Annotated in this window: 21 protein-coding genes and 1 pseudogene; 11 read left to right on the top strand and 11 right to left on the bottom strand. The window is 37.9% G+C overall.

Features of this window, described 5'->3' with window-relative positions:
- The 3 genes and pseudogenes from LPH68_RS08625 to LPH68_RS08635 all read left to right on the top strand — a co-directional run.
- Nucleotides 1-207 (top strand): annotated as a pseudogene (locus tag LPH68_RS08625) (hypothetical protein); the annotation flags it as partial.
- Nucleotides 204-602, top strand: a complete 399-nt coding sequence (locus tag LPH68_RS08630) for a ribonuclease H (RefSeq protein WP_048698100.1) — start codon at nt 204-206, stop codon at nt 600-602. The pseudogene LPH68_RS08625 and the gene LPH68_RS08630, both read left to right, overlap by 4 nt.
- Before the next feature lie 7 nt (nt 603-609).
- The gene (locus LPH68_RS08635; RefSeq protein WP_048698103.1) at nt 610-813 is read left to right on the top strand and encodes a hypothetical protein; all 204 of its coding nucleotides are present in this window, start codon (nt 610-612) and stop codon (nt 811-813) included.
- Nucleotides 814-1225: 412 nt separating this feature from the next.
- Here the strand turns inward: LPH68_RS08635 and LPH68_RS08640 are convergent, their stop codons facing one another.
- The 5 genes from LPH68_RS08640 to LPH68_RS08660 form a co-directional block, all read right to left on the bottom strand.
- A complete protein-coding gene (locus tag LPH68_RS08640) occupies nt 1226-3211 on the bottom strand; it encodes a hypothetical protein (protein ID WP_117684640.1) in 1986 nt (661 codons plus the stop codon).
- A gap of 22 nt (nt 3212-3233) precedes the next feature.
- The gene (locus LPH68_RS08645) at nt 3234-4232 is read right to left on the bottom strand and encodes a FimB/Mfa2 family fimbrial subunit (RefSeq protein WP_004315016.1); all 999 of its coding nucleotides are present in this window, start codon (nt 4230-4232) and stop codon (nt 3234-3236) included.
- Between the two features lie 106 nt (nt 4233-4338).
- The gene (locus LPH68_RS08650) at nt 4339-6096 is read right to left on the bottom strand and encodes an Mfa1 family fimbria major subunit (RefSeq protein WP_151922944.1); all 1758 of its coding nucleotides are present in this window, start codon (nt 6094-6096) and stop codon (nt 4339-4341) included.
- Between the two features lie 42 nt (nt 6097-6138).
- Entirely contained in the window at nt 6139-7302 is a 1164-nt protein-coding gene (locus tag LPH68_RS08655) for a DUF3868 domain-containing protein (protein WP_121960133.1), read from the bottom strand.
- Between the two features lie 8 nt (nt 7303-7310).
- The gene (locus tag LPH68_RS08660; RefSeq protein ID WP_004315013.1) at nt 7311-7904 is read right to left on the bottom strand and encodes a DUF3575 domain-containing protein; all 594 of its coding nucleotides are present in this window, start codon (nt 7902-7904) and stop codon (nt 7311-7313) included.
- A 267-nt stretch (nt 7905-8171) separates the two neighbouring features.
- Here LPH68_RS08660 and LPH68_RS08665 point away from each other — a divergent pair, with 267 nt between their 5' ends.
- Nucleotides 8172-9056: a helix-turn-helix transcriptional regulator gene (locus LPH68_RS08665; protein ID WP_121960132.1), complete on the top strand. Its 885-nt coding sequence runs from the start codon at nt 8172-8174 to the stop codon at nt 9054-9056.
- Between the two features lie 215 nt (nt 9057-9271).
- Here the strand turns inward: LPH68_RS08665 and LPH68_RS08670 are convergent, their stop codons facing one another.
- Entirely contained in the window at nt 9272-10492 is a 1221-nt protein-coding gene (locus tag LPH68_RS08670; protein WP_121960147.1) for a site-specific integrase, read from the bottom strand.
- 563 nt (nt 10493-11055) lie between these two features.
- Between LPH68_RS08670 and LPH68_RS08675 the strand changes: the two genes are divergently transcribed.
- From LPH68_RS08675 to LPH68_RS08690, 4 genes are all read left to right on the top strand, one after another.
- On the top strand, nt 11056-11532 hold the full coding sequence (locus LPH68_RS08675) for a hypothetical protein (RefSeq protein WP_151922943.1): 477 nt from the start codon (nt 11056-11058) through the stop codon (nt 11530-11532).
- Between the two features lie 150 nt (nt 11533-11682).
- Nucleotides 11683-11940, top strand: coding sequence for a DUF1653 domain-containing protein (locus LPH68_RS08680; protein ID WP_151922942.1), 258 nt, complete (start codon nt 11683-11685; stop codon nt 11938-11940).
- Complete coding sequence (locus LPH68_RS08685) at nt 11900-12733, top strand: hypothetical protein (protein WP_008645020.1); 834 nt, start codon at nt 11900-11902, stop codon at nt 12731-12733. Before LPH68_RS08680 ends, LPH68_RS08685 begins: the two co-directional genes overlap by 41 nt.
- Nucleotides 12734-12739: 6 nt before the next feature.
- A complete protein-coding gene (locus LPH68_RS08690; RefSeq protein WP_151922941.1) occupies nt 12740-13429 on the top strand; it encodes a hypothetical protein in 690 nt (229 codons plus the stop codon).
- Nucleotides 13430-13441: 12 nt separating this feature from the next.
- On the opposite strand, the gene LPH68_RS08695 is transcribed toward LPH68_RS08690, so the two are convergent.
- Together LPH68_RS08695 and LPH68_RS08700 are read right to left on the bottom strand one after the other, a co-directional pair.
- On the bottom strand, nt 13442-15748 hold the full coding sequence (locus tag LPH68_RS08695; RefSeq protein WP_151922940.1) for a DUF2357 domain-containing protein: 2307 nt from the start codon (nt 15746-15748) through the stop codon (nt 13442-13444).
- A 3-nt stretch (nt 15749-15751) separates the two neighbouring features.
- Nucleotides 15752-17638, bottom strand: coding sequence for an McrB family protein (locus LPH68_RS08700; protein WP_151922939.1), 1887 nt, complete (start codon nt 17636-17638; stop codon nt 15752-15754).
- A gap of 372 nt (nt 17639-18010) precedes the next feature.
- Between LPH68_RS08700 and LPH68_RS08705 the strand changes: the two genes are divergently transcribed.
- Nucleotides 18011-18697, top strand: a complete 687-nt coding sequence (locus LPH68_RS08705; RefSeq protein WP_151922938.1) for a hypothetical protein — start codon at nt 18011-18013, stop codon at nt 18695-18697.
- A 105-nt stretch (nt 18698-18802) separates the two neighbouring features.
- On the opposite strand, the gene LPH68_RS08710 is transcribed toward LPH68_RS08705, so the two are convergent.
- On the bottom strand, nt 18803-19510 hold the full coding sequence (locus LPH68_RS08710) for a TIGR02757 family protein (RefSeq protein ID WP_087323282.1): 708 nt from the start codon (nt 19508-19510) through the stop codon (nt 18803-18805).
- A gap of 42 nt (nt 19511-19552) precedes the next feature.
- On the bottom strand, nt 19553-20845 hold the full coding sequence (locus LPH68_RS08715) for an MATE family efflux transporter (protein ID WP_151922937.1): 1293 nt from the start codon (nt 20843-20845) through the stop codon (nt 19553-19555).
- A 439-nt stretch (nt 20846-21284) separates the two neighbouring features.
- On the opposite strand from LPH68_RS08715, the gene LPH68_RS08720 reads away from it, so the two are divergent.
- Together LPH68_RS08720 and proC are read left to right on the top strand one after the other, a co-directional pair.
- On the top strand, nt 21285-22598 hold the full coding sequence (locus LPH68_RS08720) for an aspartokinase (protein WP_151922936.1): 1314 nt from the start codon (nt 21285-21287) through the stop codon (nt 22596-22598).
- A 52-nt stretch (nt 22599-22650) separates the two neighbouring features.
- Nucleotides 22651-23466 (top strand): pyrroline-5-carboxylate reductase, encoded by an 816-nt coding sequence (gene proC / locus LPH68_RS08725; RefSeq protein WP_004307010.1) that lies wholly within the window; start codon nt 22651-22653, stop codon nt 23464-23466.
- Nucleotides 23467-23558: 92 nt separating this feature from the next.
- Here proC and LPH68_RS08730 read toward each other — a convergent pair whose 3' ends face one another.
- Complete coding sequence (locus LPH68_RS08730; protein WP_151922935.1) at nt 23559-24899, bottom strand: sigma-54 dependent transcriptional regulator; 1341 nt, start codon at nt 24897-24899, stop codon at nt 23559-23561.
- Between the last annotated feature and the right edge of the window lie 52 nt (nt 24900-24951).

The raw sequence follows: 24951 nt of genomic DNA on the forward strand, positions 1-24951 counted from the left end.
AAGATTTTCTTCGATCCCAAGGACGGAAAGAGTGCTATGAGCCGTACAATAGACGGTGTATTGGAAATTCTCAAAGGACGCAAGGATATCAGGCATCAGGAGAGTGTAATCAACGATTATCTGAACCAAGCACAGGCTTTAGTACGACGCATGGAATCTGACGGATTCATCTATACGAAAAACGGACATTCGGGAAGAAGCAAATGAAAGGAAAACCAAAGGTAGGCATAGCGACCGATGGAACCCATAAGGCAAAAGAGAGATTGACACGCTTCCGGGCTGTCGATCTCTCTTCCGGAATGGAACTCTTTTCGGAATCAATTGGCAACTGGACAAACAATATCGGGGAGTTTCTCGGTATTGTGACAGCTGTCAAGTATATTTTAGAGCATCCGGGAACTCCGCGAACAATCTACTCGGACAGCATTACGGCCATCATATGGTATCGTAACAAACAGACGGTCTCTTCACGCAGATGCCCGGCATTGCAGAAAGCGGAAATATTCCTCAAAGTGATGGAGGCAAGAATCAAGGACATCGAAGTGCTGTACTGGGACAATCGCCTGTGGGGTGAGATTCCGGCCGACTTCCAAAACAAATAAAATCAATATGGCAAAATTAAAATCACAGTCACAGAAATATGTCGAGTTGAAGGAGGAAGACTACCTACTGCTTATCGAGAATACTATCAAGATGGAAGCCCTGAAGATTGCCGGTATCGAAAAGATGCCCATATACAAGGCAATGGAACATATTCTTGAACACGAGTACATCGATCTGCTCGTCAAACCCGTTTCAAGGAGATATTCCTGACTCTTTAAGTGGACAATAATACACTCCACAAGCAAAATCAATGTTTATCAGTGTCAAATAATAGTATATAATAACTATTAATGTAAATCAATGCAAATCAGGAAATTAAGAAAGTGGAACATGTACGGAATTATCTATACCGTACATGCGCCACTTTGCTCTATACACTTTTTGATTTCCTTGATTGATAAAAAAAGCCCTTTTCCAATGCTTTACAATCCGACTTTTTTATATACTTTTGTCTTCAGTATCAGTTGGTTATTGAACCCCGCTATGTATGCTTATAAGTATAGATTAGCTTTTTTAAGCGAAACTAACCGTTGGTTATCAATCAATTATCAAACAAAAAAAGTTTGCCTCGTGAGGACTAATTGAATATATTTCTTTTTTACTATCATATCTATCATTTTTCTTATCCAACAGGGGGATAACGTAATTTCACACAACGCACCGTATGTCTCCCATTTCGCAATTCATCCGTCGTGGCACTTCCGTCCGGATCGCTCATTGTTGCTACAATGAAAGTACCATCCTCATTCTTTCCCCAATAACTGTCCGAAAAGAAATTATTGGGAAGCCCGTTGGTTCCGGCATTCAGGAAAACATAATTCATTTCTTTTCCTGTAGGCAATCTCCATCCACTGCCTAAATTTGCACATATAGAGGACGCATTTTCCTTCGTGACATTCGTTACATCTGAACTTGAGACTATAAAATCTGAAAGTTCAGGAGGACGAACATCAAGTGTACAGTTATAGCGATATTTTTTATTCTCTTTATAATCGTCTATGAGATTTCCCGATCCGTAACTTACATATGCCTTTCTGCCATTTGTATCATGTTCCTCTATGCACCATGCTTCAGCAGAATTAATCGCCCAATTTTCACGTATGGTAGCTAATCTCCAGCATCCTTTCCCTCTTGTTGCATCATTCTCATTTACTCCTTCAGGATAATATGCTCTACATCCAGTTTCCCGGGTGGCTCTTTTATAAAACTCATCATTATAAATACCCGTACGTATCCAGTTAGCCTCTTCCCAATATCCCATGGCTTCAGCCCAAGTAACAAGGTTATTTCCGACACGAATTGTTTCAGATCTATAAAGTTGCAGATTAAGTTCAACAGATGCGGTACCCGATTTTAATGTAGTTACATATATAATATCATTACCAGTATTCCAATTTCCACGTCTGAACCCGACGCGACCGCTTTTCTTTGTCGCGTCATCATATTCTATTGTCATCTGCAGTTGATTACCGATTGTCACCTCATCGGGAAGTTTCACTTCAACCGGAGCGTTACAAGCAAAACGCACATACGAGTAAAAGCGTAAAGACTTTACTTCGACCGTCTTTTTGTTGACTGCAAGAAAACTAGCTCCCGTTATTTCAATCGGAACATTGACTTCCGACCATCCGGAAACGTTGGATTTCACTTCAAGGGACTCCTCTCCATAACCGGTAATCGCTTTAATATTCAAACTATAATGCCTGTTGCGGGTTATATTCCATTCTGTAGAATGTGAATCAATTGAATTCATCGCATCACCAATCGGCAAAGTATATATACGGGTGATTCCTCTTGATGTCCCTTTAATGCGCAATACCATTCTGTAAATCTCATCCATCGGCAGATATTCCGGCAAATATATATCACCGGATGACCATGTGAAATGATTCTGTTCTGCACTGCTATTTTCTAGTGAAAAAACGCGGTTATCTAGAAACCCCTCTTCTATCCTGTATTTACAGGAAGCCAGATAACTATACTTTGGAATACGAAATAACTCCATAGACTCAAGATTAACGAATTCACCTGTAGGGTTTCCATTTTCACAAATCTCCGTACTAAGGTCAAACTTCACACTTAACTTGGCAATCACTCGTTGCAACTTTATCTCCAATTTTGAAACAGAAGCGGATGCCCCTTCCGGATATATCTCATTTTTACTCCGTACATTCACATTGAGCAACTGCCGGAAAAATACAAATTTTGAAGCACTCAGGCTGCTTTCCGTATTCATCTGAATATTTTTCAATTCTTCAGGGCTATTGATTCCCGAAAGATCTACCGGTTCATTTCCTATCACATAAATATCATTGTATCCTATATAGGTAATGGCAACATAATCTTCATTTACATCTATCAATTGATTGCTGACTAAAACTTTAGGGCCGTAAGGATTGGAAGTACGTGTCGAGAAAATAATAACACGCAATTGTGATACCTCATTTTCATCCCCTGCAACAAGTTTCGGCATGATACTGACAGGAATTTCCTTGCCTTCCCCCTGGCCATTACTATCGGAAGATGCTTCTATTCCGTCAGTACAAGCAGTAAGCAGATATAATAATGTCACAACGAAGCTATATATATAAACTAATTTCAGTCTCATTCTCTCGTTTAATTATAAAGTATCACATTTCCGTATCCTGCAATATGATTGTCCACCCTGATACGGTAACAGCCGTTTGCATATAAGTATCCGTGTCACCGTCCAGATCATCTATAAGCGATATTTCTACTTCATACACATCTTGCCGGTCAAGTTCCGACTGGATGCGGGTATATGGATGCATCCGGATAAGTTCGACTAAGTCAGAACGGTAGAGTTCTTTGGCTGTGCCGTCCTGCATCAAACGTTCTATCAGTAGCGTCAATTTTTCCCCTTCCACCAAACGCATCAAAGAAAAAACGCCTGCAAATTGATTCCATGCATCATTATTTACGCCCTGATATGGATAATATGTCAATTCGTTGCCCGAAGCAACTACAGAATTATCAAATTTATAGGTCGCCCCTTTGGGATCAAGTACACGGACACGCACGCCATCCGCACAGCGGTGAATACATGGTATTCCGCTTTTTTCAAACCACTTCACATTCAGATGCAAATGATTCTCATTCTTTATAAGTGAAAGAACTTCAGTGTGTTCCTTCACATCGTTTACTTCTACTTGTTTCATAGCATGAAAAACAGGAGTCAGTCTATGGTTCACGCTACGGTCTTCAGCTGCGTTGAGTGATAATAACGCCTGCTCAAGCGTAGTTTGTCCGGCAATAAAGGCCGGTTGTAAAGTCACTTCATCAGTCAAGTTTCCCCATGCCACCAACGTATAGCTACCGGCAGAAAGTTCCGGGTCAATCCGAAAATCTTTCGGGAAAGGCGTCCCTTTACGAGTTATACATTTCAAAAAACATCCGGCTGCATCAAATACATACAAGTCTATTTGCTGTACGTCAATGTTGAAGCGATCGGGACAAATATTGTCCGTGTGATGAACATATTCGAAAGCCACCTGGAAACTTCCCTGCGGACAATCGGAAAAATCTTCATTAACGCATCCTGTAATAAGCCATAATAGCATTGATATGTATGCCACCATCCTTCTTTTCCGGTAAAATGTACTATGCATGTTAAATTGTTATTGAGAGGGATTTTAGATTCTTTTACCGGGGACAATGCCCCGGCAAAAGAATCCGTTAAAATCTATTTTTAATGAACCGGCAGACTAATAGCAATTACATTCCCAGTTCTGCATCCTGTTCAACTTTCGTCCATGGTTCCACTGTGATATGTGCCTGCATGTACGTTTTCTGGTTGATGGGATCTGTCGGGTCCACGGTAACATCTTCATCATCGGGATAACCGATTGAAGTAATTTTTGAGATATTTACATTGTAAAAACGGTTGCGCATTACCGAATAGAACAGGTTGTTGGCTTCCGTCTTTCCGTCCATATTATCTTCAACATTCACACGATAATAACAAGTACCTCCGGTGTACTGAAAAATACGTATTGTTCCTTCAATACTTTCCTTATAGCCCGGTAGTGCATTCTTGGGATGCGAATATTTCTTGATGGTAACAACTGAATAAATACCTTCAGAAGTAGAGAATGAGCTTCCATAATATACACTTACAGAATTCTCTATATCACCTTCGTCTACAGCACTTCCCTCGTCTACTGCATTTAACCATTTCTGTTTTCCGGCTTTATTCAAATAAGTCTTTAAAATCATGCCCAAGCCATAGTTTGCCAAGTTTCCACTAAAGTCTGCAGGAGCCGTATAAATCTGATTTTCCCATTCCGGGACAATAAAATATGGCGGTACATCTTTTCCTCCTGTAGTATAATCAGTTCCGTCTAATTTATTTTCGATACTAAGATTGCCACCATCATTTTTCACTTCAACAGCATTAATCATCACATTAGCCGCCGGAGCAAATACACCTTTCACCAACACATAAGTAGTATTTCCCCTTACCGGTGTCTGATTGGAGTTCTCCGGCAAATATATAGACTCTATAGCTTCCCCGTCAGCACTTGCTTTCAAATCCAAATTAGGCTCATTCACCTCGTCATAATATTTAGCGAAATCTGCAAATGTAGAGCTAGTATTAGTCATTATATAGAACGGCGTAAGGAAACCATCAACATGATTATGCAGAAATATATAGCTCTGAACCGGAAGATTACGAACCGTAAAAGTCGGAGTAAGTAATTTGCCTAATGTATTACTTTCACTATCTTTCAATATCAAAGCATCCGCATTTACATAAGTAGCCTGCAACTTAGCAGCAGCACGGGATATGAACACCTCCAAATGATTGTTTTTCTTCATTTCCGCCGAACTATCATACGCCGGTTTCGAACAATCCTCAGCAGAAATCCCGGGATATAATGTGTATTCGGTTGCCTTTAATACATTTGCCATCAGGAAACCATTGGTCGCCGCATTCCCATTACCGGATATTTTATCAAAATTACCGACACGCGATACAGCAACTGCCGTTTCTACACCTTTGGTATGGGCAATACGTCCTGCTTTCGTACAATGTGTCAAAGTAACAGCTTCAAATTGAGCAGTTGTAGTGGTAGACGTAATCCAGTCGTCCTGCATATTAGCTACTACATACACTTTCTTTTTACCGGAAGTTAGTTTCAATACAGCAGTGTGCTCCGTGCCATGTTCATCTACAGTAGCATTATCCGTCTTTGCTTCAAAGCTACCGGACTCATTGAAGATATAAGCCCGCAGATTTTTGATGTTTTTTTCTGTAGTAGTACCTTCATGTGTGTCACCCGTTGCACGTGCTACAACACCATCTTTGCCCAGTTTAAATGTAAACTTCGCCCAAGTAGGCTCTCCCTCTATGACTTCGGTATTACCATTGTCATCGCTTCTTTCTTCACCTAGCTTGTCCTCACTGCTACAAGCAGCAAACGTTATTGTTGCCAGCGCAAATACTCCGATTAGAAAATAATTCTTTCTCATTTTTGTCTTATGATTAAAAAATAAATTATTATATATTGAGATTTATATGGTTCCATTTTTCATCCGGTAATACACCTTGATGTATCCGGCTCGACGCAGTTGCGGAAAGAAGTGTTCTTCCAAATAACGATAGGGCACTCCTCTTTTCAAACGTTGCAACTGTCCTTCACGCCCTTTCATTATCGGAACTGAATCAATAATATTCAATACTTCCTTACGGTATTCCATATCAGAGTGTTCCACTTTATAACGTAGTTCTTCCCAGCCCTCATCACCATTCACAAGCGCAAAGCAACTATCCGCCAAAGCAATCCGGTCGGCTATATATTGCTTCAGCGCTTCAGCTCGTTTTCCAGACAATCGTTTGTTGAATTCAAAAGCCCCCTCGGGTGAGGAAAGCCCTAATAGCACTACGCGAGCTATCTCTACTTCGGGATCTTCACTAATACGGCGAATTACATCAATGATATGTTCCAGCACTCTCTCATTATCCAGATAATTGCTATCTATCTCTGCCTTTGCAAGCTTGAAATAAACAATCTGTGCTCCTTCCTGCTCGCCCGCCAGAATCCTTTTACCCGCTGAATAGTTATCTATGGGTTCTACAAATTTCTCTGTTTCAGCCAGTACTTCCGTAGCACATTTATGCGGTAACATTTCCGGTATTTCCACCTTATTCTTTATTTCCGGCTTAACAATAGAATATCCATCCGTCCGGTTCCACGTAAACAATTCCACCATATCCAACTCCTTTTTCATACAGCAATTTCCAAGTTGCCGCCGTAACACTAACTTTGCCTGCCATATCCAAAGTTGATTGGCTAACATCGGAGTTGAACATGTTATTGTATTCCATTGCCGATTGGATACTGTATATATTAAGTCTTTCTCTGCTTTTGATGAGTGAAGCACTTTTTGTCTTCGAACTATTTTCTCCCGTATTTTGCCATTTACGCGTATGACAGGGAAAGCAAAAGAGTGATTTCCCTTTATATCTATCAATATAGGTGTAAGCAACAACTCATCATTTGCTTTTGTAATGCCGGGAGCAATCATCAAATGAAATCTCAAACTCACAGAATCACCTTGAGCATTCTTCTCTATAGAAAAATTATTGATCTTGATCGAATCATTATTTTGAGCGGAAACTGACATGACCGTTATACTCATAAAAAAGGAAAGTATTATAATCTGAAAACTATTCATTTGGGATATTATTTAAGTAAATATATGATAGATACAGCGGCACGTGTAGGCCCTAAATAATTACGGTTGTTTACGCTTAAACGCTTACCACATTCCTTACACGGGTATTTACTATAATGCAGGTGTGCATAGCCGATCCCTAATGTCCCTTCTATACTCCAATGTGGTGAAAGAATCCACTGATACCCATAACTGAATCCGAATCCGGCAAGATTTCCCTGTCTTCTAAAGTCACCTAGTCCCCAATATCGAATATTACTGACATTATATTGTCCATAAAACAAATGTCCGCCAAAGAAATGTCCATTGAACCGTTCACAAAGCCAATAGCGAAGCTCTGATTGTATCAACCAATGCTTCATTTTTCTATTGTTGGAACCATAACCATTCTTACCCAAAGGAAAAGGATTGTAGGCTCCCCACAAGTCAACAGTCAGTTTGGGAGATATCCCCCATTCCACCCCTATGTTTGGTGTTTGTAACAACCCGCCATAAAGTAAATTCGTTTTTACTGCTATATCTTGTGCTCTAACCGCAAAACATCCTAGCAAAGTAAATAGACCAATAAGTATGCCGGCTTTATTTCTTATACAATCATTCATTTTATACAGTCTTTTCAAACTATTTTTTATGCATCTCTATTCCGTAATAGAGATGCATAATTATACACAAATAATAAATATTTAATTATCAATGAATTATATTACAGAAACTAATAACAGAATGTTTCAATATCATAATATAATGAATCATAACAAACAAAATAAATAATATTATTCTGATATATAATTCATTAAAAAAATAGATACTGAAACAATTGTGAAACAAACAGATAAGTAACAGACTAAACAATCAAAACAGTTATTGCCATGGAAACAAAACATACAAAAAGCGAACTTTTGTACATTGAAGAACATCGGTCATGTCAAAACTACATGACAACAATTGAAACTGGATTTAAATATCTTGAATTCGCTAAGAATGCAGCATTTGAAGAAGATAATACAACAAAAAATTATCTCCTGTTCTTCCTGAAAGGCGATTTCACCATAAGTTGCAACCAGTTTCATAACAAGTTGTTTCATGCTGGAGAAATGATACTCATCCCTCGTTCTTCCCGACTAAAAGGATTTGCGGAAACCGATTCAAGTCTGCTCTCCATGTTTTTCGATATACCTGCAGAGAACTGTGACAAGCTCATATTACAGTCTTTATCAAATGTATGCAACAACATTAAATATGACTTTTCACCAATTAAAATACGCTATCCACTAACACTATTTCTCGAGGTATTAACTCACTGCATCAAAAACGGAATGAGTTGCGCACACTTACACGGGCTGATGCAACGAGAGTTTTTCTTTCTTTTACGAGGGTTTTATGAAAAACAGGAGATTGCAGCATTATTCCACCCCATTATCGGAAAAGAAGTGGATTTTAAAGATTTTGTCATGCACAATCATACCAAAGTAGATAATATAGAGCAGCTTATCTCACTATCGAATATGGGAAGAAGCTGTTTTTTTATCAAATTCAATGAAGTGTTTGGTATGACAGCTAAACAGTGGATGCTGAAACAAAAGAACCAAAGAATATTGGAAAAAATGACGGAACCGGGAGTATGTATAAAAGATATCATTGAAGAATTGGGATTTGATTCGCAAGGTAACTTCAACCGTTACTGCAAACAACATTTCGGATGTACCCCAAAACAACTGATAGAGCAATGTCAGGCAACCAATCAAACGAGTTAGCCATTATTATCCCTATCTGTACAAAATGAATAAATTATTGGACTTTATGATAAATTCAATAATGAAAAATTTCATTTACTTTGCAGCGTGAAATATATTAAGAAACAAAGATATTTTAATATGATCTCTATTACGGAATAGATTACAATATTGCAAAGATAAATAAAAATATTATATCTTCTAATTCTCAACAGATTATATTACAAATAATTATTTCATTTGGATAAGTTTGTAACGATGCTATTCACTTGATTGAGCATGGATACATCAAAATCCTTTAAATAGACGCGTGTCATTTCTTCCGAAGTGTGTCCAAGTCCGGCACTAATCACAGAAATCGGAGCTCCATAGTCACGTGCGAGGGTAGCCCAAGTATGCCGAGCAGTATATGTCGTTAACGGTACTTTAATATCAGCTACAACAGCGATTTTCTTCAAATGGCGGTTGATACGCCCTAACGCCAGACGGTATTTTTGGTATCCCGAAGCATATTCACCGCTAATGATCGGAAAGAGATACTCATTCTCCGTGTTATATTTATCTATCACGCCCTGCATCTGCGGAGTCACCACTATACGAATCAGCTGTTTCGACTTATGGCGGGAATAAGTCAGCACACCATTACAAATATCGGTTTTCTTCAAAAGGACAATATCGACAAAAGCCATTCCCTGCGCATAAAAGCTGAACAGATACAGATCGCGGGTAAATTCCAGTTCTGGTTCATTCTCCAAATTCAAGTCCGCCAAATTCTGCATATCCGTCCGTGACAAAGCACGTTTTACAGTCTTCGCCGGGCGGGTCTGTGCCTTCGCAAATGGATATTCGCCACGAGGATGATAACCGTCCGTTACCGCTTGGTTATACAAAGAGCGCAAATTGCGCAGATAATAACTTACCGTATTGCCAGAAGCACCATTACTATACAGAAAATCCTCGTATCTCCTGACGAACGCCAAATCAACCTCTGACATCCGCACATCAGGGCAACCTATAAATTTTGCCAACGACGAACGGGTGCTCTTGTAGGCCGCAGCCATTCCTACTTTCTTCAGTTCCTGCTTACGCTCAATTTGCGCATTAATATATCGCAATAAATAAAACTGTGATTTTCCTGTACCAAAAGCATTTTGAGTCAGAATATCCTCCACTGTAAATTCTTCTCTTGTCCGCTCAAGCTGCCTGATCCGAATATCAATCTGATTCCGCATCTTTCGTAACTCGCGGTTCATTTTCACGACCTCCGTAGCCGTAAAAGTAGAACCTACGCCATTCATAATCTTCCCTTCCGACTCGTCAAACACCTCTTCTTTCATCCGGTAGCCTGTATACAGTAATTTTTTTCTCCGATTGTGGATCACCTGAAATACTAAAGGGTAACTGCCATTATTCAATATCCTGCTCTTGTTCAGCATAAGTTTCACTGATGTTATCATATCTTGCTTTTTTTGTTTGAGACGTAAAAGTACGAAGTTCACCTTACTTATCAGAACTATTTTTCCGCCTGTTACGCAAGAAACAAGAAAAGGAATAAAAAGTTTTTCCACTTTAAGAATAGTTATCTGATAAATATAGTTAAAACACACGTCCTATTAATTAGTATATTTTTATTACATATTGCCAATATACATACGCATAAATTAGATATGTATACCATTTATGATATTTCATTACATAACATAAAGATTACCGCTATTCTTCCTTTTGAAAAATTAGAATATTAGGTATAGCTTTGCACTATGGATTTTAGGGAGCCGTCCGTTCCTTTAAAAGGAAGAGGTCATTCCTCGGTATGCAACGGGTCGTTCCTTTTAAAGGAACGGCCCGTTGGTTTTAAAGGAAAAACCGGCATTTGTAACCATTTGAATTTCAACTTCTTACCAAATCAGAATTCCGTCCCCGTAACCCATGGGATTTTTTCCAACAAACACGACGGAATCTGCCGCACGAAACGGCAATCAGTATACAACAAATTTCAACAATTCAAAATTCAAATCCCATGGTTACAGTCACGTTTGCCATTAAGCCATATCTGGCGAGGTATATGTATGTCCGGTACGGACAAAGTTTAGAACTTCAATCGCACAACATTCCACCTTCAAGGCTCCCCATCCACCTCTCCCACCTCACTCCCATTTATCATTTCTTGCATCAATTGTCCGTTCCTCATCCGCAAGGCGTCTCCTGGAAAGAGACTGGAAATATTACTTTTGTTCTTCCCAGCCCAAGACAGGGCAAGAACCCGGAAGTTTATAATTATTTCGGCCAGGATAGTATTTTTATTATCGAAAAGGAAATTGAGGTGGAAATGAAAGCGGAGCTTTATTCATTCCTGTTGGAAAATAAGTTCAAAAATGGAGTGATGTATATAAAGTCAATGCATGAGTTTGTGGTAAAGTATGATATGGCGGAGTCGGTGGAAGAGGAAAGTTTGATGAGAGGGTTTCAGAGGTGGAGAAAGAAAATGAAAAAATGACGCTACGAAGAAATCATACCTTATTTAATAGCGATATCATTTAACAACGACAGGTTATACAACGTTAAAAAAAAAAATATCAGAAACAACCGGCTCTTATTATCTAAGAATTTACTACTTTTATACCTGCATAAGAACAATGGTAGTATTATGGAAAAAGAACGATATTTCATTCATTTTAAAGGTGGAATGTATAAAATGCTGGGTATTGCCCAGCATAGTGAGACACTTGAGGAGATGGTTGTTTATCAGGCATTATATGGTAAACATGAAATATGGGTCCGCCCTAAAACTATGTTTTTTGATAAGGTAGTACGAAATGGTATTAAAATGGATCGTTTTAAAGAAATAACAGAAAAAGAAATATATGCCTATTACCCAAAAAGAAAAGAAATATCTGAAGAATAAACACAAAGGTGGGAAAAATAATAGCAAAGGAGCTATCTATGAAAGCTACTACGCAACTTACCAAATTGTTTCATTTATGAATCAATATATTACCCAATTAAGTAACGTCCACCTAACGACACAACTACATGACGCCTTTGTTGATGATCTTTTTATTGAAGAGCCTAATGCTCATAAAACCTATCATCAACTAAAAGATGTGAAAGATTTAACATGGGAAACTAGTAAGTTAAAATATGATTTTAAAAGACAAACAGAGATTTCGTCAGAAAGAAACGAGAAGTTCAAACTGAAACTAATTTATTCAAATCCTAATAGTTCAGTATCTACTGTTCCTTCTGAAATTAGTTCGTACACAACATCAGAATATTTTCCTTCTTGTTCTAGTATCAACCAATTAATTCTATCACATCCTATATTTAAGGAAGCAATCCAGCAAATAACAGTATCACAACATGCAGAAAATGATGAATTATTTGGAATTGCAGCTGCTATTTTAGGAGCATGGAATTCTGTTGAACAAGAAAGTGTATCTCTACAACAGATTTTGGATATTGTACATTCAATAGGTAAAGGGTATGTGAACATAAAAACATATCCAAACGTTGAAATATCAGAAAAATGCAAGATTCTCTTAAATCAGTTTGGAATCAGTTTTCTTGAAAAAGGGACTACTGTATACTGGAGCTATCACAACATGAATGGAGAGGTTGTCTGGACAAGCGAAATTGAACAAAACTTACAGAAAGCCAATCCTGCAAATATTTGGGATTTAATGGAATTATTAAGCTGAAATAGAATGAATATGAGAACTTATACCAATATAACATACGAAAAGAACAGAGATATTATTCAATTGATGCATATCTTATCCAATCCCAGTACCTCAATTGAAATTTATCGTAATACCTTCTACAAACTAGGCAAAGCACTAGGAGCTTTGCTGGATGAAAAGAAACATAGCAGGTATGGAAATACCATGCTGGCATGTGCATCTGAAGATGCTGACTGGTTGGCACAAGGTGTTTTAAGCTCTATTTCACAGAAAAATGTTGCATTAGCCGTTTTTTGGAATCAGAGAATCACTTTGGATGAAACAACAAAATTGGAATATAGTCCGATTGTAAAATCTTATATAGAGCCGATTGAAGAGTGTCAAACTCTAATTGTTGTAAAATCAATTATAAGCAGTTCCTGTGTGGTAAAAACACAACTAACCAGATTGGTGGAAAAAATGAACCCGCTTAATATTTATATATTATCTCCAGTAATGTATAAGGATGCTCAAAAGAACTTGCAAAAAGAGTTTCCTGAATCTATAAGCAATAAATTCGAATTTCTGACATTTGCTATCGATACATCCAAAGATGCGCAAGGAAGTGTATTACCCGGAGTTGGTGGAATGATATACCCCAAACTCGGATTAGGTGATATATATGAAAAAAATAAATATATACCCAATCTTGTCAAGGAACGAATGGCACTATAACAGAACAGGAAATTAAGTTTCATTAGTATACTCGTATTCATTAAAAACTTTAATTTTCATCAAATCAGCCAACGAAACAGCAAAAACACTTGCTGACAAATTACCCTTCTTATACCCCTCCAAAAGCCTTATATCCCATTTCATGCCTTCAAATTCAGGTTCAGGTATTCCTTCTATATTATAAACTAAATAGTAATCTCCCGAAGGTTCTTTATACCCTATTTTTTCCAACTTCTCTTTCGAAAAGATCCGAGGCCCTTTAGGAAGCAATTTATATAATCTTCCAGTCAATAATTCTCCTTCTCCATGTAACAATAAATAACGCACAGATATAACCTCTTTACTCAAATGTAGAGAACCATTAGTACTACCAGTACGAGTATTATATAATTTTCTTTTTAGAATCCAATCTAATTGTTGTTCATTTTTATAATACCCAATTAAGACGTATGTCTCATCAGGTAATAGATCGCGATTGGCCCCATAAGGTTCTGGCAGAGGCTCACGTAAACTACGATTATTATTTTTACTCAATACAGAATATGTATGATAAGCTAGCTTCTCACGTAAAGAGGTGCGATTTAGGAAATTATCAACTACATCATCAAGAAAAGTTAGAAAAGCCTGTATACTCTTATCATAATCCTTAGGCGAAATAGCAAAGGCTCCTAGCCCAGGAATGATTTCATGAAAGCCATGAATAACTTGATTTTCTGTTCCTGGGTAAAGGATATAAGCTCCTCCTGTTCTTCGAATAGCATCTTTATAGGCATGCATTTTTAATAAATCAGCGCGCTTATAAGTTCCTCGCTCTTCCTCTCGCTTCATCTCCGATAAGTCATCGGATACTTCATCATTATTCTTATTTGTATTGTCACGAAGAAATAATTGTTCTATTCTATATTTCGCATCAAAATGTATATGCGTAATCAACTCTTCTCGTTCAGCTTCTTCACTAGCTATGTCTCCTGGCCATATTGTCAATGTATAGTCAGGACGAAAATTCCGAGTCCAGCTTCCTGATAATTGATAGTTATCTGTATAACTAAAAGTTCGATTATAAGAAAAACATATATTTAATTTACGACTATCTGTCTCATATATGCCACTCAACATAATCATTTTACCTTGCTTTAAGGTTAGGTTTAACTCATTACTACAATCAATGAGCTCTTCTTTACTTTTTGAGGGAATGTGAAACTTCTGGCTCAAAACATCTAATAATTTGAAGAAAAGCCAATACTCGTACAATCTGGCAACATCCTTTTTTCCAGCTCCATACACATCTTCACCACCTTGCCAAGTAAGTCGAGCAGCCATATCAAACATTAACCATTTCTGAAAGATTTCCCGATACCCTTCTTTTCTTTGTAAAATTGGACTATTTAAAGGCAGTACATTTATTTCTGAAATATTACGGAACAAAGGATATGACAGATACTGTAACAACTTCTCACAAACTAAAGAAGCTTCCTGTTTTAATCGTTGTCCAGCCTTAGAATGATGTTGTATAGAAGAACAAAATGTTAAAAATGAACGCAATACATACTTTATAAAACGATTTTCCGGAATATCGGCAGTCTCTTTTCTAAAAGCAACAGGCACGCAGCGTGGCAATGTATCGAAACGATCTTTCAAAGGATGTTGATTAGACAAAGAAACTCTATTAGTTGCACGAGCAAGTTGCCTTAGCGTATGTTGCCCCCAACGTTTTACATTACAAAGTTGCCTTTCTTCTTCTGAATCAATCCATCTCTTAACTGGAGACAATTGAATCTGATACATCGCATCTGCAAAAGAGTCACTATCAACAAGCGAACGAACAAAAGCAAAACGCTGATAATCTGATCTAGGATCTTTAGTTATATCTACCTCATAACGTTGTATCACAGGAGAACTTTGCTGCATAAGTAGCTCTGTACAAAACTCTGTGATATCCTCTAACATTCTACGGTAGTCATCACGATAACCGACTTTGGCGGAACGAATCTCAAAAGCAACCTCACCTACCTTTTTATTATCCTCTTTTTGTAAAACATCAATACTATATGTACCCACATAAATTCCTGTAGATATACATCCACGACTAATTGCTTGGCGACTTTTGCTATTAGTTAAAATATCTCTATCTTCTTGTAAATAGTAGCTATTCTTATCAAGCTCAAAATCATACATACAACCTTCTTGTAATTGAAAAGGAGATTCTCCATATTCTTTGGCGTCCTCACTTTTAAACAAAGTATTCTTTCGCCTAGCAAAAACATATAAGGTTGTACAATCACCATTATTTAAAGCAATATGTATTGATAACTCATCCATACGTCATGCTTCAGCAAAACTAGTAAAACCATTATCCAACGCTACACAATACATACGCCATATTTTTTCTGCAGACAGCGGATATTTAAATTGGTCATTGTGAACAAACTCTATTGTATTTTCCAGGGTTAACTCGGAACCCTTAACAAGGCAAAGATTCCATAATGCTTTTAGTACAGGTTCCACTTTCTTACGAGAACCATGTAGTTTTGGCAACAATTTTTGTATAATTGCGGCATCAACAATAGCATCACCTTCCAACTTTGTATTAACTTTCTCTGCTAAAGCCATAAATCGAAAAATCTCACAGGCTGTGCGATACCCAAATTCTGCATGTATTTTTTTCAACTCATAAAAGAAACATTCTAAAGAAGTAATAATAGACGCTTTACGCTCTTCAGAGATTTGCAAGCCCCAAGAATCAACTGCCAATTTTACGAAGGAAGTTGCTTGCTCAACGCCTTTATTATTGATAATATCTTTATGAATAGGCTGAAGCTTCTGCAAGAAATCTTTCATGTCCTTCTCCATAATACGAAATTCTAAGACATTAGCACGGTCTAAAACCTTAGGGCTAAACATATAAGTCGTTTCATCTACATTAATCGTTCCTATTATAAATAAGTTACGAGGCAATTTTATAACAGGAGTAATTTCTTTATCTATACAATTCTTCATTAAAGGAATCCCTTCTTCTGACTCCATTACACTCAAAAAATCAGAAAAGTAACGTTCAACATAACTTAGATTCATTTCATCAAGAATTAAGAAGTATGGCTTTCTTGGATTCTTGTTTGCTTCTATTATAAGATCCAATGCTCCATTATCGGGTTTTACATAAGCTCCTTTTTCCAGTGCATTAGGATATCCAATCAAGAATTCTCGATTTGTCCAATCTGCTCCAACAGGAATCATACAAACCTGTTTATCTATATCCTCACAAATCCATTTTGCAAACATCATAGCTAATTGCGTCTTACCAGAACCAGCTAGACCACTTAAAATAACAAAAGGCTTTGTCAACAATGACAAGATAAAACGAGAAACAAACTCTGATGAGAAAACAAGCCCTGTAGAATTTAAATCGTTCATAAATGATTCAGGCTCAAAATCTTTCTCGCCGTACTTTTTACTTTGACCAGATAAAGCAATCAACGAGTTTTTATCTGAAGTTATTATGTTCTTATACTGGGCTATTATTCTTTTCAAGTCTTCTTCAATTAAAGTATAATTCAAAGGTTTGGTTGTATCGTACACCGCATAAACATAAGAATCTCCATATCTATCCGGTATTATATTTCTTTTTTTAAAATAGGAATTAATCGTTTCTACATTAGTATCTAAATTCCAGGTAACAACCGGTACAGTCCCTTCGCTGACGCCATAAGCCAATACCAAAATATTATACTTTTTGTAAAAGAGATATACAGGATATATTCCATTACTAGTTTTTTGTCCCTGTGCTAAAAAAGAAATCCATGGTACACGTGCTAAACTAGCCATTCCGAAGCTTACTTTCACTTGCAAATCATCAAAATACCTTATATAATCCTTAGTTTTCAAACTATTACCTTTAGCTTGTTCCAAAAACTTTACTAATGTTTCCGATATAGAATTGGATTCGTTCTTCAAAACAATTTTAAAACCATTATCTTTCAATATCTTAAAACAAGTAGTACCTTTTCCGCCTTCAAATTCATTACGATCTAATTCTTCTCCATTTGCAAAAATATTAGCATAAGCTAAAACCAATTTAGGTGGAAACCTTTTTCCATTGTATAACAGATCATAAGTGGACGAATGAGCTTGAGCTGGAATACCCTCTTCTTCTATTTTACGGATACCCTGAAGAATATCATCGCGTTTTATGTTTCTAGGTAATTCTTTCATAATAAAGTTATTTGTACTTTTAACTTCCTAACTAAATCACCGTAAAAGTACAAATTATTTAGAAAAATCAAACAACAAACGGGTATATCATAATTATTATTTTACAGGGTGTTATAATAACAACTATCATCGCACTATACCCAAAGGGGTATATTAAAAGCCCTAATTATCATTTTTACACCCGAAACAGACAAATTAAATCGACTTTCTCGGTTATAATCAAATAAGGCCAAATTACCTAGACAAGAATCATTTGGAAAAACTTCAAGCCAATGTGGTCGCTATCTGATGTACATTTTCTTAAAAGAACAGGGAAAAAGATTCCATTCTCAAAGACAATCACTATATTCGCAAATCAATAATACTTTATTTATGGACACTGACATTATTACATTCTTAAGATTAAACTATAGTTTATCATCAAGCACTGGAAATATTGAAGAAGAGCGTTATATCAATAAATACAACATCGAAGTATATGAAATCCAAATAGATAAAAACGACAAAGAAAGTGCTTCATTAATAGGAAAAGTAAACGTTAAACTTTTCTTATGGGAGCTATGTATAGAAGATAATTATTGGGTTGATGATTTATTTTCCCAACTCGATCATAATGAACTAGGAGGTCTATTATTTGATTATGATACTAACAGTTTTAAAAAAGAATGGCAAGAAAAAATCGACGAATCATTCAACTCAAATATTCTATATTTAGATCGAATTGAAATTCTACCTGAATATCGCGGAAAAGGATATGGTAAACTTATCACGAAAGATATCCTGCTTAGGTTAAATAGTTCATATGGAATTGCAATCCTAAAAGCTTTTCCATTACAATTAGAAGTTAGTCATCCTAACTCTTCTAAACAGGATAGTGAATGGAATACTAAAATGAATTTTAAACAAATGGAACAGGATAGTAATATCGCAAAAAAACAGTTATACAATTTTTATAAGAAAATGGGATTTAAACGTTATAAACGAAGTGAATACTTTTATTTAAACCCTGCCTTTCCAAATCCCAAATTAGACAAAATAAATATTAATGAATTATCCTAACAGTATTTTAACAGCTCTCTAATTTTTCGATTATGATCGAAAACTGTTCGCTTAACGTAGACTTTTCCGATTATAATCGAAAATTTCATTTTATCAGATTATACATTAAATCTCCCCATTCACCCCTAATCCGAACAGAGCAAAATCGCCCAAACAAGGATCATCCGGAAAGACTTTAGCCAATGCTGCCGTTATCTGACGGGCATTTTTCAGAGAAAAGTTTTCCGCATCCGTCAACTTGAAATAATGGGCTACCCGGCAGACATGTGTATCCAAGGGAACAATCAAATCCCTGCGATCAAAACTCTCCCAAATGCCCAAATCGACTTCCGAGTCCCGACGAATCATCCAACGCAAAAACATATTCAGTTTCTTTTGAGGGCTTTTGGCAGAGACTTCAAGAAATGCACATAGCTTTTCCATCGGTATTCCGGGGTATGTCTTCAAGGCTTCTTCCAAACTTTCAAACTGTGTATAAGCAATGTATAATCGCTGGAAATATCCATAGAAATCAGCATGTGACAGCATCCGATAAAAACTACCGGTTGCTCCCGATGGGAAATCTCTCTCCCACTGACGGGACAGTACATACTGATAAGGCGAATCTCCCATTAGCCCGTGCAATTCGTCCGCTTTCTTCAAGATCTGTTTGCGATTGCCAAAACTCATAATCGCCGTCAGCAAACCGCTGACTTCGATATCCTGTTTCAGCGTATAACGATGGGGAAACTGCACCGGATCACTTTGTATAAAGTCTGCGCGATGATACATCTCCGCACACATTAAAAGTTTATTCTTTATATCTTCAGTCATTTCGAGAAAGTATCAAGTATTGAAAGTACAAAAATACATATTCTAGTTGGATTTCCTCTTTAAGTAAATGATAGATTGTATCCCTAATAAAATAACAAACAAATATTCTACCGTCATATACACAGTCAGAGAAGCATGAAAACATTCACTTAACAGATACAGATAAATCAAATATACAAGAATGGTGATTAACTGGAAGATAAAGGCGAGCTTCGTCTTTCCTGTACCGGTAACAGCATTGATATAAACATATCCGGGCAGTGCAAAAGCATAATTCAACAGCATAACTATAAAAGGATAGAAAGCTAGTCTCACCAGATTATCGTTATTCGTATAAAATCCGATAACCCATTGGTTACCCCAAAGAGCCATAACTATCAATGGAACTCCCACGGCATAACCCAACCTAAGAACTTTATGGCAAACGGGAAAAAGTTCCTTCCCCTGCCCCGCCCCAATTAGATTGCTGACTAATGAACCAGTAGTGGATGCAAAAGAGTTGACAATCACAAAAAAGACGGTAGAAACACTACGAGTAATATTGGAAATAGCAAGCTCTGTCCTTCCCAGATGCTCGATAGCAACGAAGAACAGAAACCAGGGAGCAACGCTAACAAAAGAGTGAAGCATACTCCATACAGATATCCTCAACAACTTTATTAACACTTTCCCATCATAAACGACCTTCAGCCCATATTTCACTTTATCTACCCTCACCCACATATATAATAGGAGTACGATAAAAGCTCCGAACTCTGCCAAAGAAGAAGCCATCGCCGCCCCGGATATACCCAGATTCAGTTTGAATATCAGCAGATAGTTAAAAGGAATATTGATACAGATAGCCATGATAGCTGCCACGGACAATGCTTTGGTCGTTGTTATCCCTACCAGAAAAGACCGGAAAGCTAAAAAAGGAAATGAGAACAACAAACCGAAGCTACGCCAATCCAGATAATGAATCACTGCCTGGTAAATCTCATCCGAAGTTATCAACCGGCGTAAGATAAATGGAGAAACAAACAAAATCAGCAAACAAAGAATGACTGCCATCCCCGACAGGAAATATAATCCCTGAAAAAATATACGTCCCGTCTCTTTATAATGTTGTTCCCCATTTCTCCGGGCAATCATCACCTGCAGCCCGATGCTAAATCCGAAGCCCAGCATATAAACAGCCAAATAATAGATTCCGGCAAGCGCGGAAGCTCCCAGTTCTACCTCTCCCACATGCCCCAGGAAAATAGCGTCGGTAATATTGATTAATTGTTCCATCAGAATGCTCATCATCACAGGAAAGTTGATGAGCCATATTTGCTTATATGTATAATTCATTGCTCAACTTAAAAATAACACGATACGGTATACCACATCATAGCAGCACACAGTTCCGTAAATTTATAAAAATGGATATAAAACTCTTTGGCAGGCGAGTAGTTGCCTGTCGGATAGCTGAATAGCCCTGTTAGAAATGATGCTATTCGTTGAGCGTAGCTAGATACAGAGTTTCATAAATAGATGAATACTGTTGGTTTCTCAATCAATTACGCAACAAAGATAAGAAATCTTATTTTCATATCCCAATGTGGTATGGTATTAGCAGATTACTTATAGTAAAGAGATGTATTAAAAGCACTGATTGCGGCATTAACAGATTGATTTACAAAGATATACCATGTTTTAAAGCTAAGGAATGATTCTTAAATATCTTTCTCTTTTGAAAAAAGGCATATCATTTTGAAAAGAGTAGTAACCAATAAATAACCAGATAACAATGAAAGTTTGTAAATTCGAGAAAATTAAAGATGAGGATGAAATGAAGCAAGTAATCAATTGTATTCAGAAAGAACATCCTTATGTAGCTGTAGTCCCTATATTGGCACAATTACAGGAGTGGTTACAGGCTATTTCCAGCAGTTGGTTTCACGAAGAAGATGAAGCTTCTCATGCCACAGTCAATGCCATCGAAGCATATTGCTGTACCCTTGCCAATCATCTCATTACAGATTCGCACTTAAATCAGGAAATTAAGAACCGGATTCTGGAGTGCATAAAGAAAATACATATACTTGTAGAAGACAAAGCAGATTTGCTGATTGATAAAATGATAAAAGCGGAAATATACGGATTATCCAGCGATTTATTCACTTATTGCTTACGTCAACAGGGTCTTCGTGCCCAAACATTAGATACCGGCAAACTTATACAGATCAACCTGGAAAGAAAGCCGGACATCCCATATATTCAGGAATCTATCCAACAATACATTGACGAGAACCGGAATGTAGATATTTTTATCGCCCCACTTTCCATTTGCAGGAATGTGTATGGTGAAATAGACTTCATGAGCGAACAACGCAATGATTACTATGCAACAGTGCTTGCCACCCTATTCAAAGCGGACGAAATACTGTTATCCACCCCTATCAACCATATCTACGCAAACCGGAATTGTCTGCGAGAACAACATTCACTAACTTACATAGAAGCCGAACAACTGATTAACAGCGGAGTACACCTGCTCTACGCAGATTGTATCACCCTTGCGGCACGCTCTAATATAGTTATCCGCCTAACCGATACACACGATCTGTCAACAGAACGCCTCTATATATCTTCCCATGACACAGGCAACAGTGTCAAGGCCATTCTCTCACAGGATTCGGCTACCTTTGTACGTTTTACCTCATTGAATGTATTGCCCGGATATTTGTTTATGGGTAAGATATTGGAAGTTATCAACAAATATCAAATCAATGTCATCTCAATGGCCTCATCCAATGTATCCATCTCGATGATGCTGACAGCCAGCCGGGACACCCTGCGAATCATTCAAAGGGAACTACATAAATATGCCGAAATGGTTATGGACGAAAATATGTCTGTAATACATATCATCGGCTCCCTTCATTGGGAACGCACACAAGTAGAAAGTCATATTATGGATACTATCAAAGATATCCCCGTATCTCTCATTTCTTATGGAGGAAGCGATCATTGTTTCACACTATCTGTACATACCACAGATAAAAACAGACTGATTAGTTCGCTATCCAGACAATTTTTCGAGAGTCAGTGCGCAGCCTGATTCAAAGCCGGATAAAAAGAGACATCTGAAAGCCAAATAAAAAAATAAAGAGATGAAAATAGCTATTATAGGAGCCGGACACATAGGGAGTGCAATCGTCACTTGTCTGGCGCAAGGACATCTTTACAATGAGAAAGACATTATTGTCTCCAATCCAAACATTGATAAACTGGAGAGACTGCAAGAACATTTCCCTGCAATACACATAACGACCGATAACCAACAAGCCATATCGGAAGCCGAAGTAATCGTCCTCGCCATCAATCCCTGGAAAGTAGATGAAGTATTGTCCCCTCTACGTTTCTCGCGTACACAAATCCTCGTATCTCTTGTGTCCGGAGTATGTATCTCCCACCTGGCTCATTTGACAGAAGCCGAGATGCCTATCTTTCGGGCAGTTCCCAATATGGCCATTACAGAACGTTCCAGCCTCACTTTGATAGCTTCCCGCGGAACTGATAAAGAATATCAGCAATTAATAAAACAGATATTTGAAGAAGGAGGAAAATGCCTGTTCCTGCAAGAGAAACAACTAGATACCACTTCCGCATTAACCTCCAGCGGAATAGCTTTCGCCTTAAAATATATGCAAGCGGTTATGCAGGCAGGGATTGAGCTAGGAATTCCCGGCAAGGATGCCATGCAAATGGCAGCGTATAGCATGGAAGGAGCGACAGAACTGATTCTGAATCATAACACTCATCCATTGCTGGAAATAGAGAAAGTAACCACTCCGGGCGGAACCACTATAAAAGGATTGAACGAACTGGAGCACAAAGGCTTCACTTCTTCTATTATTCAAGCCATCAAAAGCAGTGCCACAACTTTGATTGACAAAGAGGAAGAAGATGCAAAAAATTTCCGATAGTCCTTATGGTATGGTTTCTCAAGTCCTTTTTGCCTATTTTGAAATGCTATATATCCCAAAGCCAGCATAAAAGGACTTAAGAAAATGTATGCTTAGATTTTATATTCCTCTATCTTCCGGTACAGGGTGGTAAGTCCGATTTTCAACAAGCGGGCAGCTTCCGTTTTATTCCCTTTCGTATATTCCAACACACGCGCAATATGCCTGCGCTCCATTGCAGCCAGTTCAAAACTACCTGTACTATCGTCCGAACATTCATAATGAGTGTTCTGGATTTCCAAAGGAAGGTCGCAGATATCCAGCCGTCCACCTTCGCAAACAATCAGGCTACGCTCAATCACATTTCTCAACTCACGGATATTCCCTTTCCACGGCTGTTGTTCCAGCGCTTCCAAAAAAGCAGGAGTCATCTCATTGATGGCATACGAAAGTTTTTCGGAGAAACTTTTGGCAAAAGCAGTTGCAAGAATTCTGATATCACCGGTACGTTCACGAAGCGAAGGAAGATGCACCTGAAAAACCGAAAGACGATAAAACAAGTCTTCACGGAAATGCCCGGCTTTGATCTCCTCCTGCAAATTCCGGTTGGTAGCAGCAATGATACGCACATTGACTCTTGTCGGCTTGGTATCACCGATCTTTATATATTCTCCTGTTTCAAGGATACGCAGTAACTTTGCCTGCAATTCGAAAGCCATCTCTCCGATTTCATCCAGAAAGATCGTTCCGTTATTGGCCTCTTCAAAAAGCCCTTTCTTATCTTTCAACGCACCGGTAAACGAACCTGCCTTATGTCCGAACATCTCGCTTTCGAGCAGTTCTTTGCTGAAAGACGAACAGTTGACCGCCACAAAATTCTGTTTGCTCCGCTTGCTGTTATAATGTATAGCCTGCGCAAAGACCTCCTTTCCTGTTCCGGTTTCTCCCGTCAGCAATACGGGAACATCTGTCACAGACACCTTCTGCGCCAAAGACACCGACTCTTTCAGCACTTTTGACTCCCCCAGGATAGAATCGAACGAGTACATTTGCCCGACCTTCTTTTCCAGTTTTTCGAGACGGACATTCATTTTTGCTTTCTCTACGGCACGACTAATGAGAGGGATAATCTTGTTATTATCGTCTCCTTTCGTTATATAATCAAACGCACCGTTTTTGATAGCCTGCACCCCGTCGGGAATATTGCCGTGAGCAGTAAGAAGAATCACTTCTACATTGGGAGCTATTTTTTTGATATTCAAAACTAGATCCACTCCGTTTCCATCAGGAAGAAAAACATCGCATAAAGCTACGTCGGGCGATTGAATTTCCAGTTGTTTGATGGCAGCTTTGCAATCACCTGCCTGACACACTTCATAGCCCTCAAGTTCCAGCATACGAGCTAAAAGGCTGCGAATCTGGACTTCATCGTCAATAATAAGAATTTTATTCATACAATTTGTCTACATTAAATAGAAGAATGAAAAACAGGGTGCGCAAATATAG

Source organism: Bacteroides sp. 1_1_30 (assembly GCF_020982715.1).
In the GTDB taxonomy this organism is placed as follows: Bacteria; Bacteroidota; Bacteroidia; order Bacteroidales; family Bacteroidaceae; genus Bacteroides; species Bacteroides xylanisolvens.

Coding starts and splice junctions, on each gene's coding strand:
- LPH68_RS08710 (WP_087323282.1), bottom strand. CDS start 19,510: ATGACTGAAGATATAAAGAATAAACTTTTAATGTGTGCGGAGATGTAT.
- LPH68_RS08705 (WP_151922938.1), top strand. CDS start 18,011: ATGGACACTGACATTATTACATTCTTAAGATTAAACTATAGTTTATCA.
- LPH68_RS08630 (WP_048698100.1), top strand. CDS start 204: ATGAAAGGAAAACCAAAGGTAGGCATAGCGACCGATGGAACCCATAAG.
- LPH68_RS08650 (WP_151922944.1), bottom strand. CDS start 6,096: ATGAGAAAGAATTATTTTCTAATCGGAGTATTTGCGCTGGCAACAATA.
- LPH68_RS08715 (WP_151922937.1), bottom strand. CDS start 20,845: ATGAATTATACATATAAGCAAATATGGCTCATCAACTTTCCTGTGATG.
- LPH68_RS08690 (WP_151922941.1), top strand. CDS start 12,740: ATGAATATGAGAACTTATACCAATATAACATACGAAAAGAACAGAGAT.
- LPH68_RS08670 (WP_121960147.1), bottom strand. CDS start 10,492: ATGATAACATCAGTGAAACTTATGCTGAACAAGAGCAGGATATTGAAT.
- LPH68_RS08655 (WP_121960133.1), bottom strand. CDS start 7,302: ATGAATAGTTTTCAGATTATAATACTTTCCTTTTTTATGAGTATAACG.
- LPH68_RS08680 (WP_151922942.1), top strand. CDS start 11,683: ATGGAAAAAGAACGATATTTCATTCATTTTAAAGGTGGAATGTATAAA.
- LPH68_RS08635 (WP_048698103.1), top strand. CDS start 610: ATGGCAAAATTAAAATCACAGTCACAGAAATATGTCGAGTTGAAGGAG.
- LPH68_RS08660 (WP_004315013.1), bottom strand. CDS start 7,904: ATGAATGATTGTATAAGAAATAAAGCCGGCATACTTATTGGTCTATTT.
- proC (WP_004307010.1), top strand. CDS start 22,651: ATGAAAATAGCTATTATAGGAGCCGGACACATAGGGAGTGCAATCGTC.
- LPH68_RS08685 (WP_008645020.1), top strand. CDS start 11,900: ATGCCTATTACCCAAAAAGAAAAGAAATATCTGAAGAATAAACACAAA.
- LPH68_RS08720 (WP_151922936.1), top strand. CDS start 21,285: ATGAAAGTTTGTAAATTCGAGAAAATTAAAGATGAGGATGAAATGAAG.
- LPH68_RS08645 (WP_004315016.1), bottom strand. CDS start 4,232: ATGCATAGTACATTTTACCGGAAAAGAAGGATGGTGGCATACATATCA.
- LPH68_RS08730 (WP_151922935.1), bottom strand. CDS start 24,899: ATGAATAAAATTCTTATTATTGACGATGAAGTCCAGATTCGCAGCCTT.
- LPH68_RS08675 (WP_151922943.1), top strand. CDS start 11,056: ATGGTTACAGTCACGTTTGCCATTAAGCCATATCTGGCGAGGTATATG.
- LPH68_RS08700 (WP_151922939.1), bottom strand. CDS start 17,638: ATGAAAGAATTACCTAGAAACATAAAACGCGATGATATTCTTCAGGGT.
- LPH68_RS08695 (WP_151922940.1), bottom strand. CDS start 15,748: ATGGATGAGTTATCAATACATATTGCTTTAAATAATGGTGATTGTACA.
- LPH68_RS08665 (WP_121960132.1), top strand. CDS start 8,172: ATGGAAACAAAACATACAAAAAGCGAACTTTTGTACATTGAAGAACAT.
- LPH68_RS08640 (WP_117684640.1), bottom strand. CDS start 3,211: ATGAGACTGAAATTAGTTTATATATATAGCTTCGTTGTGACATTATTA.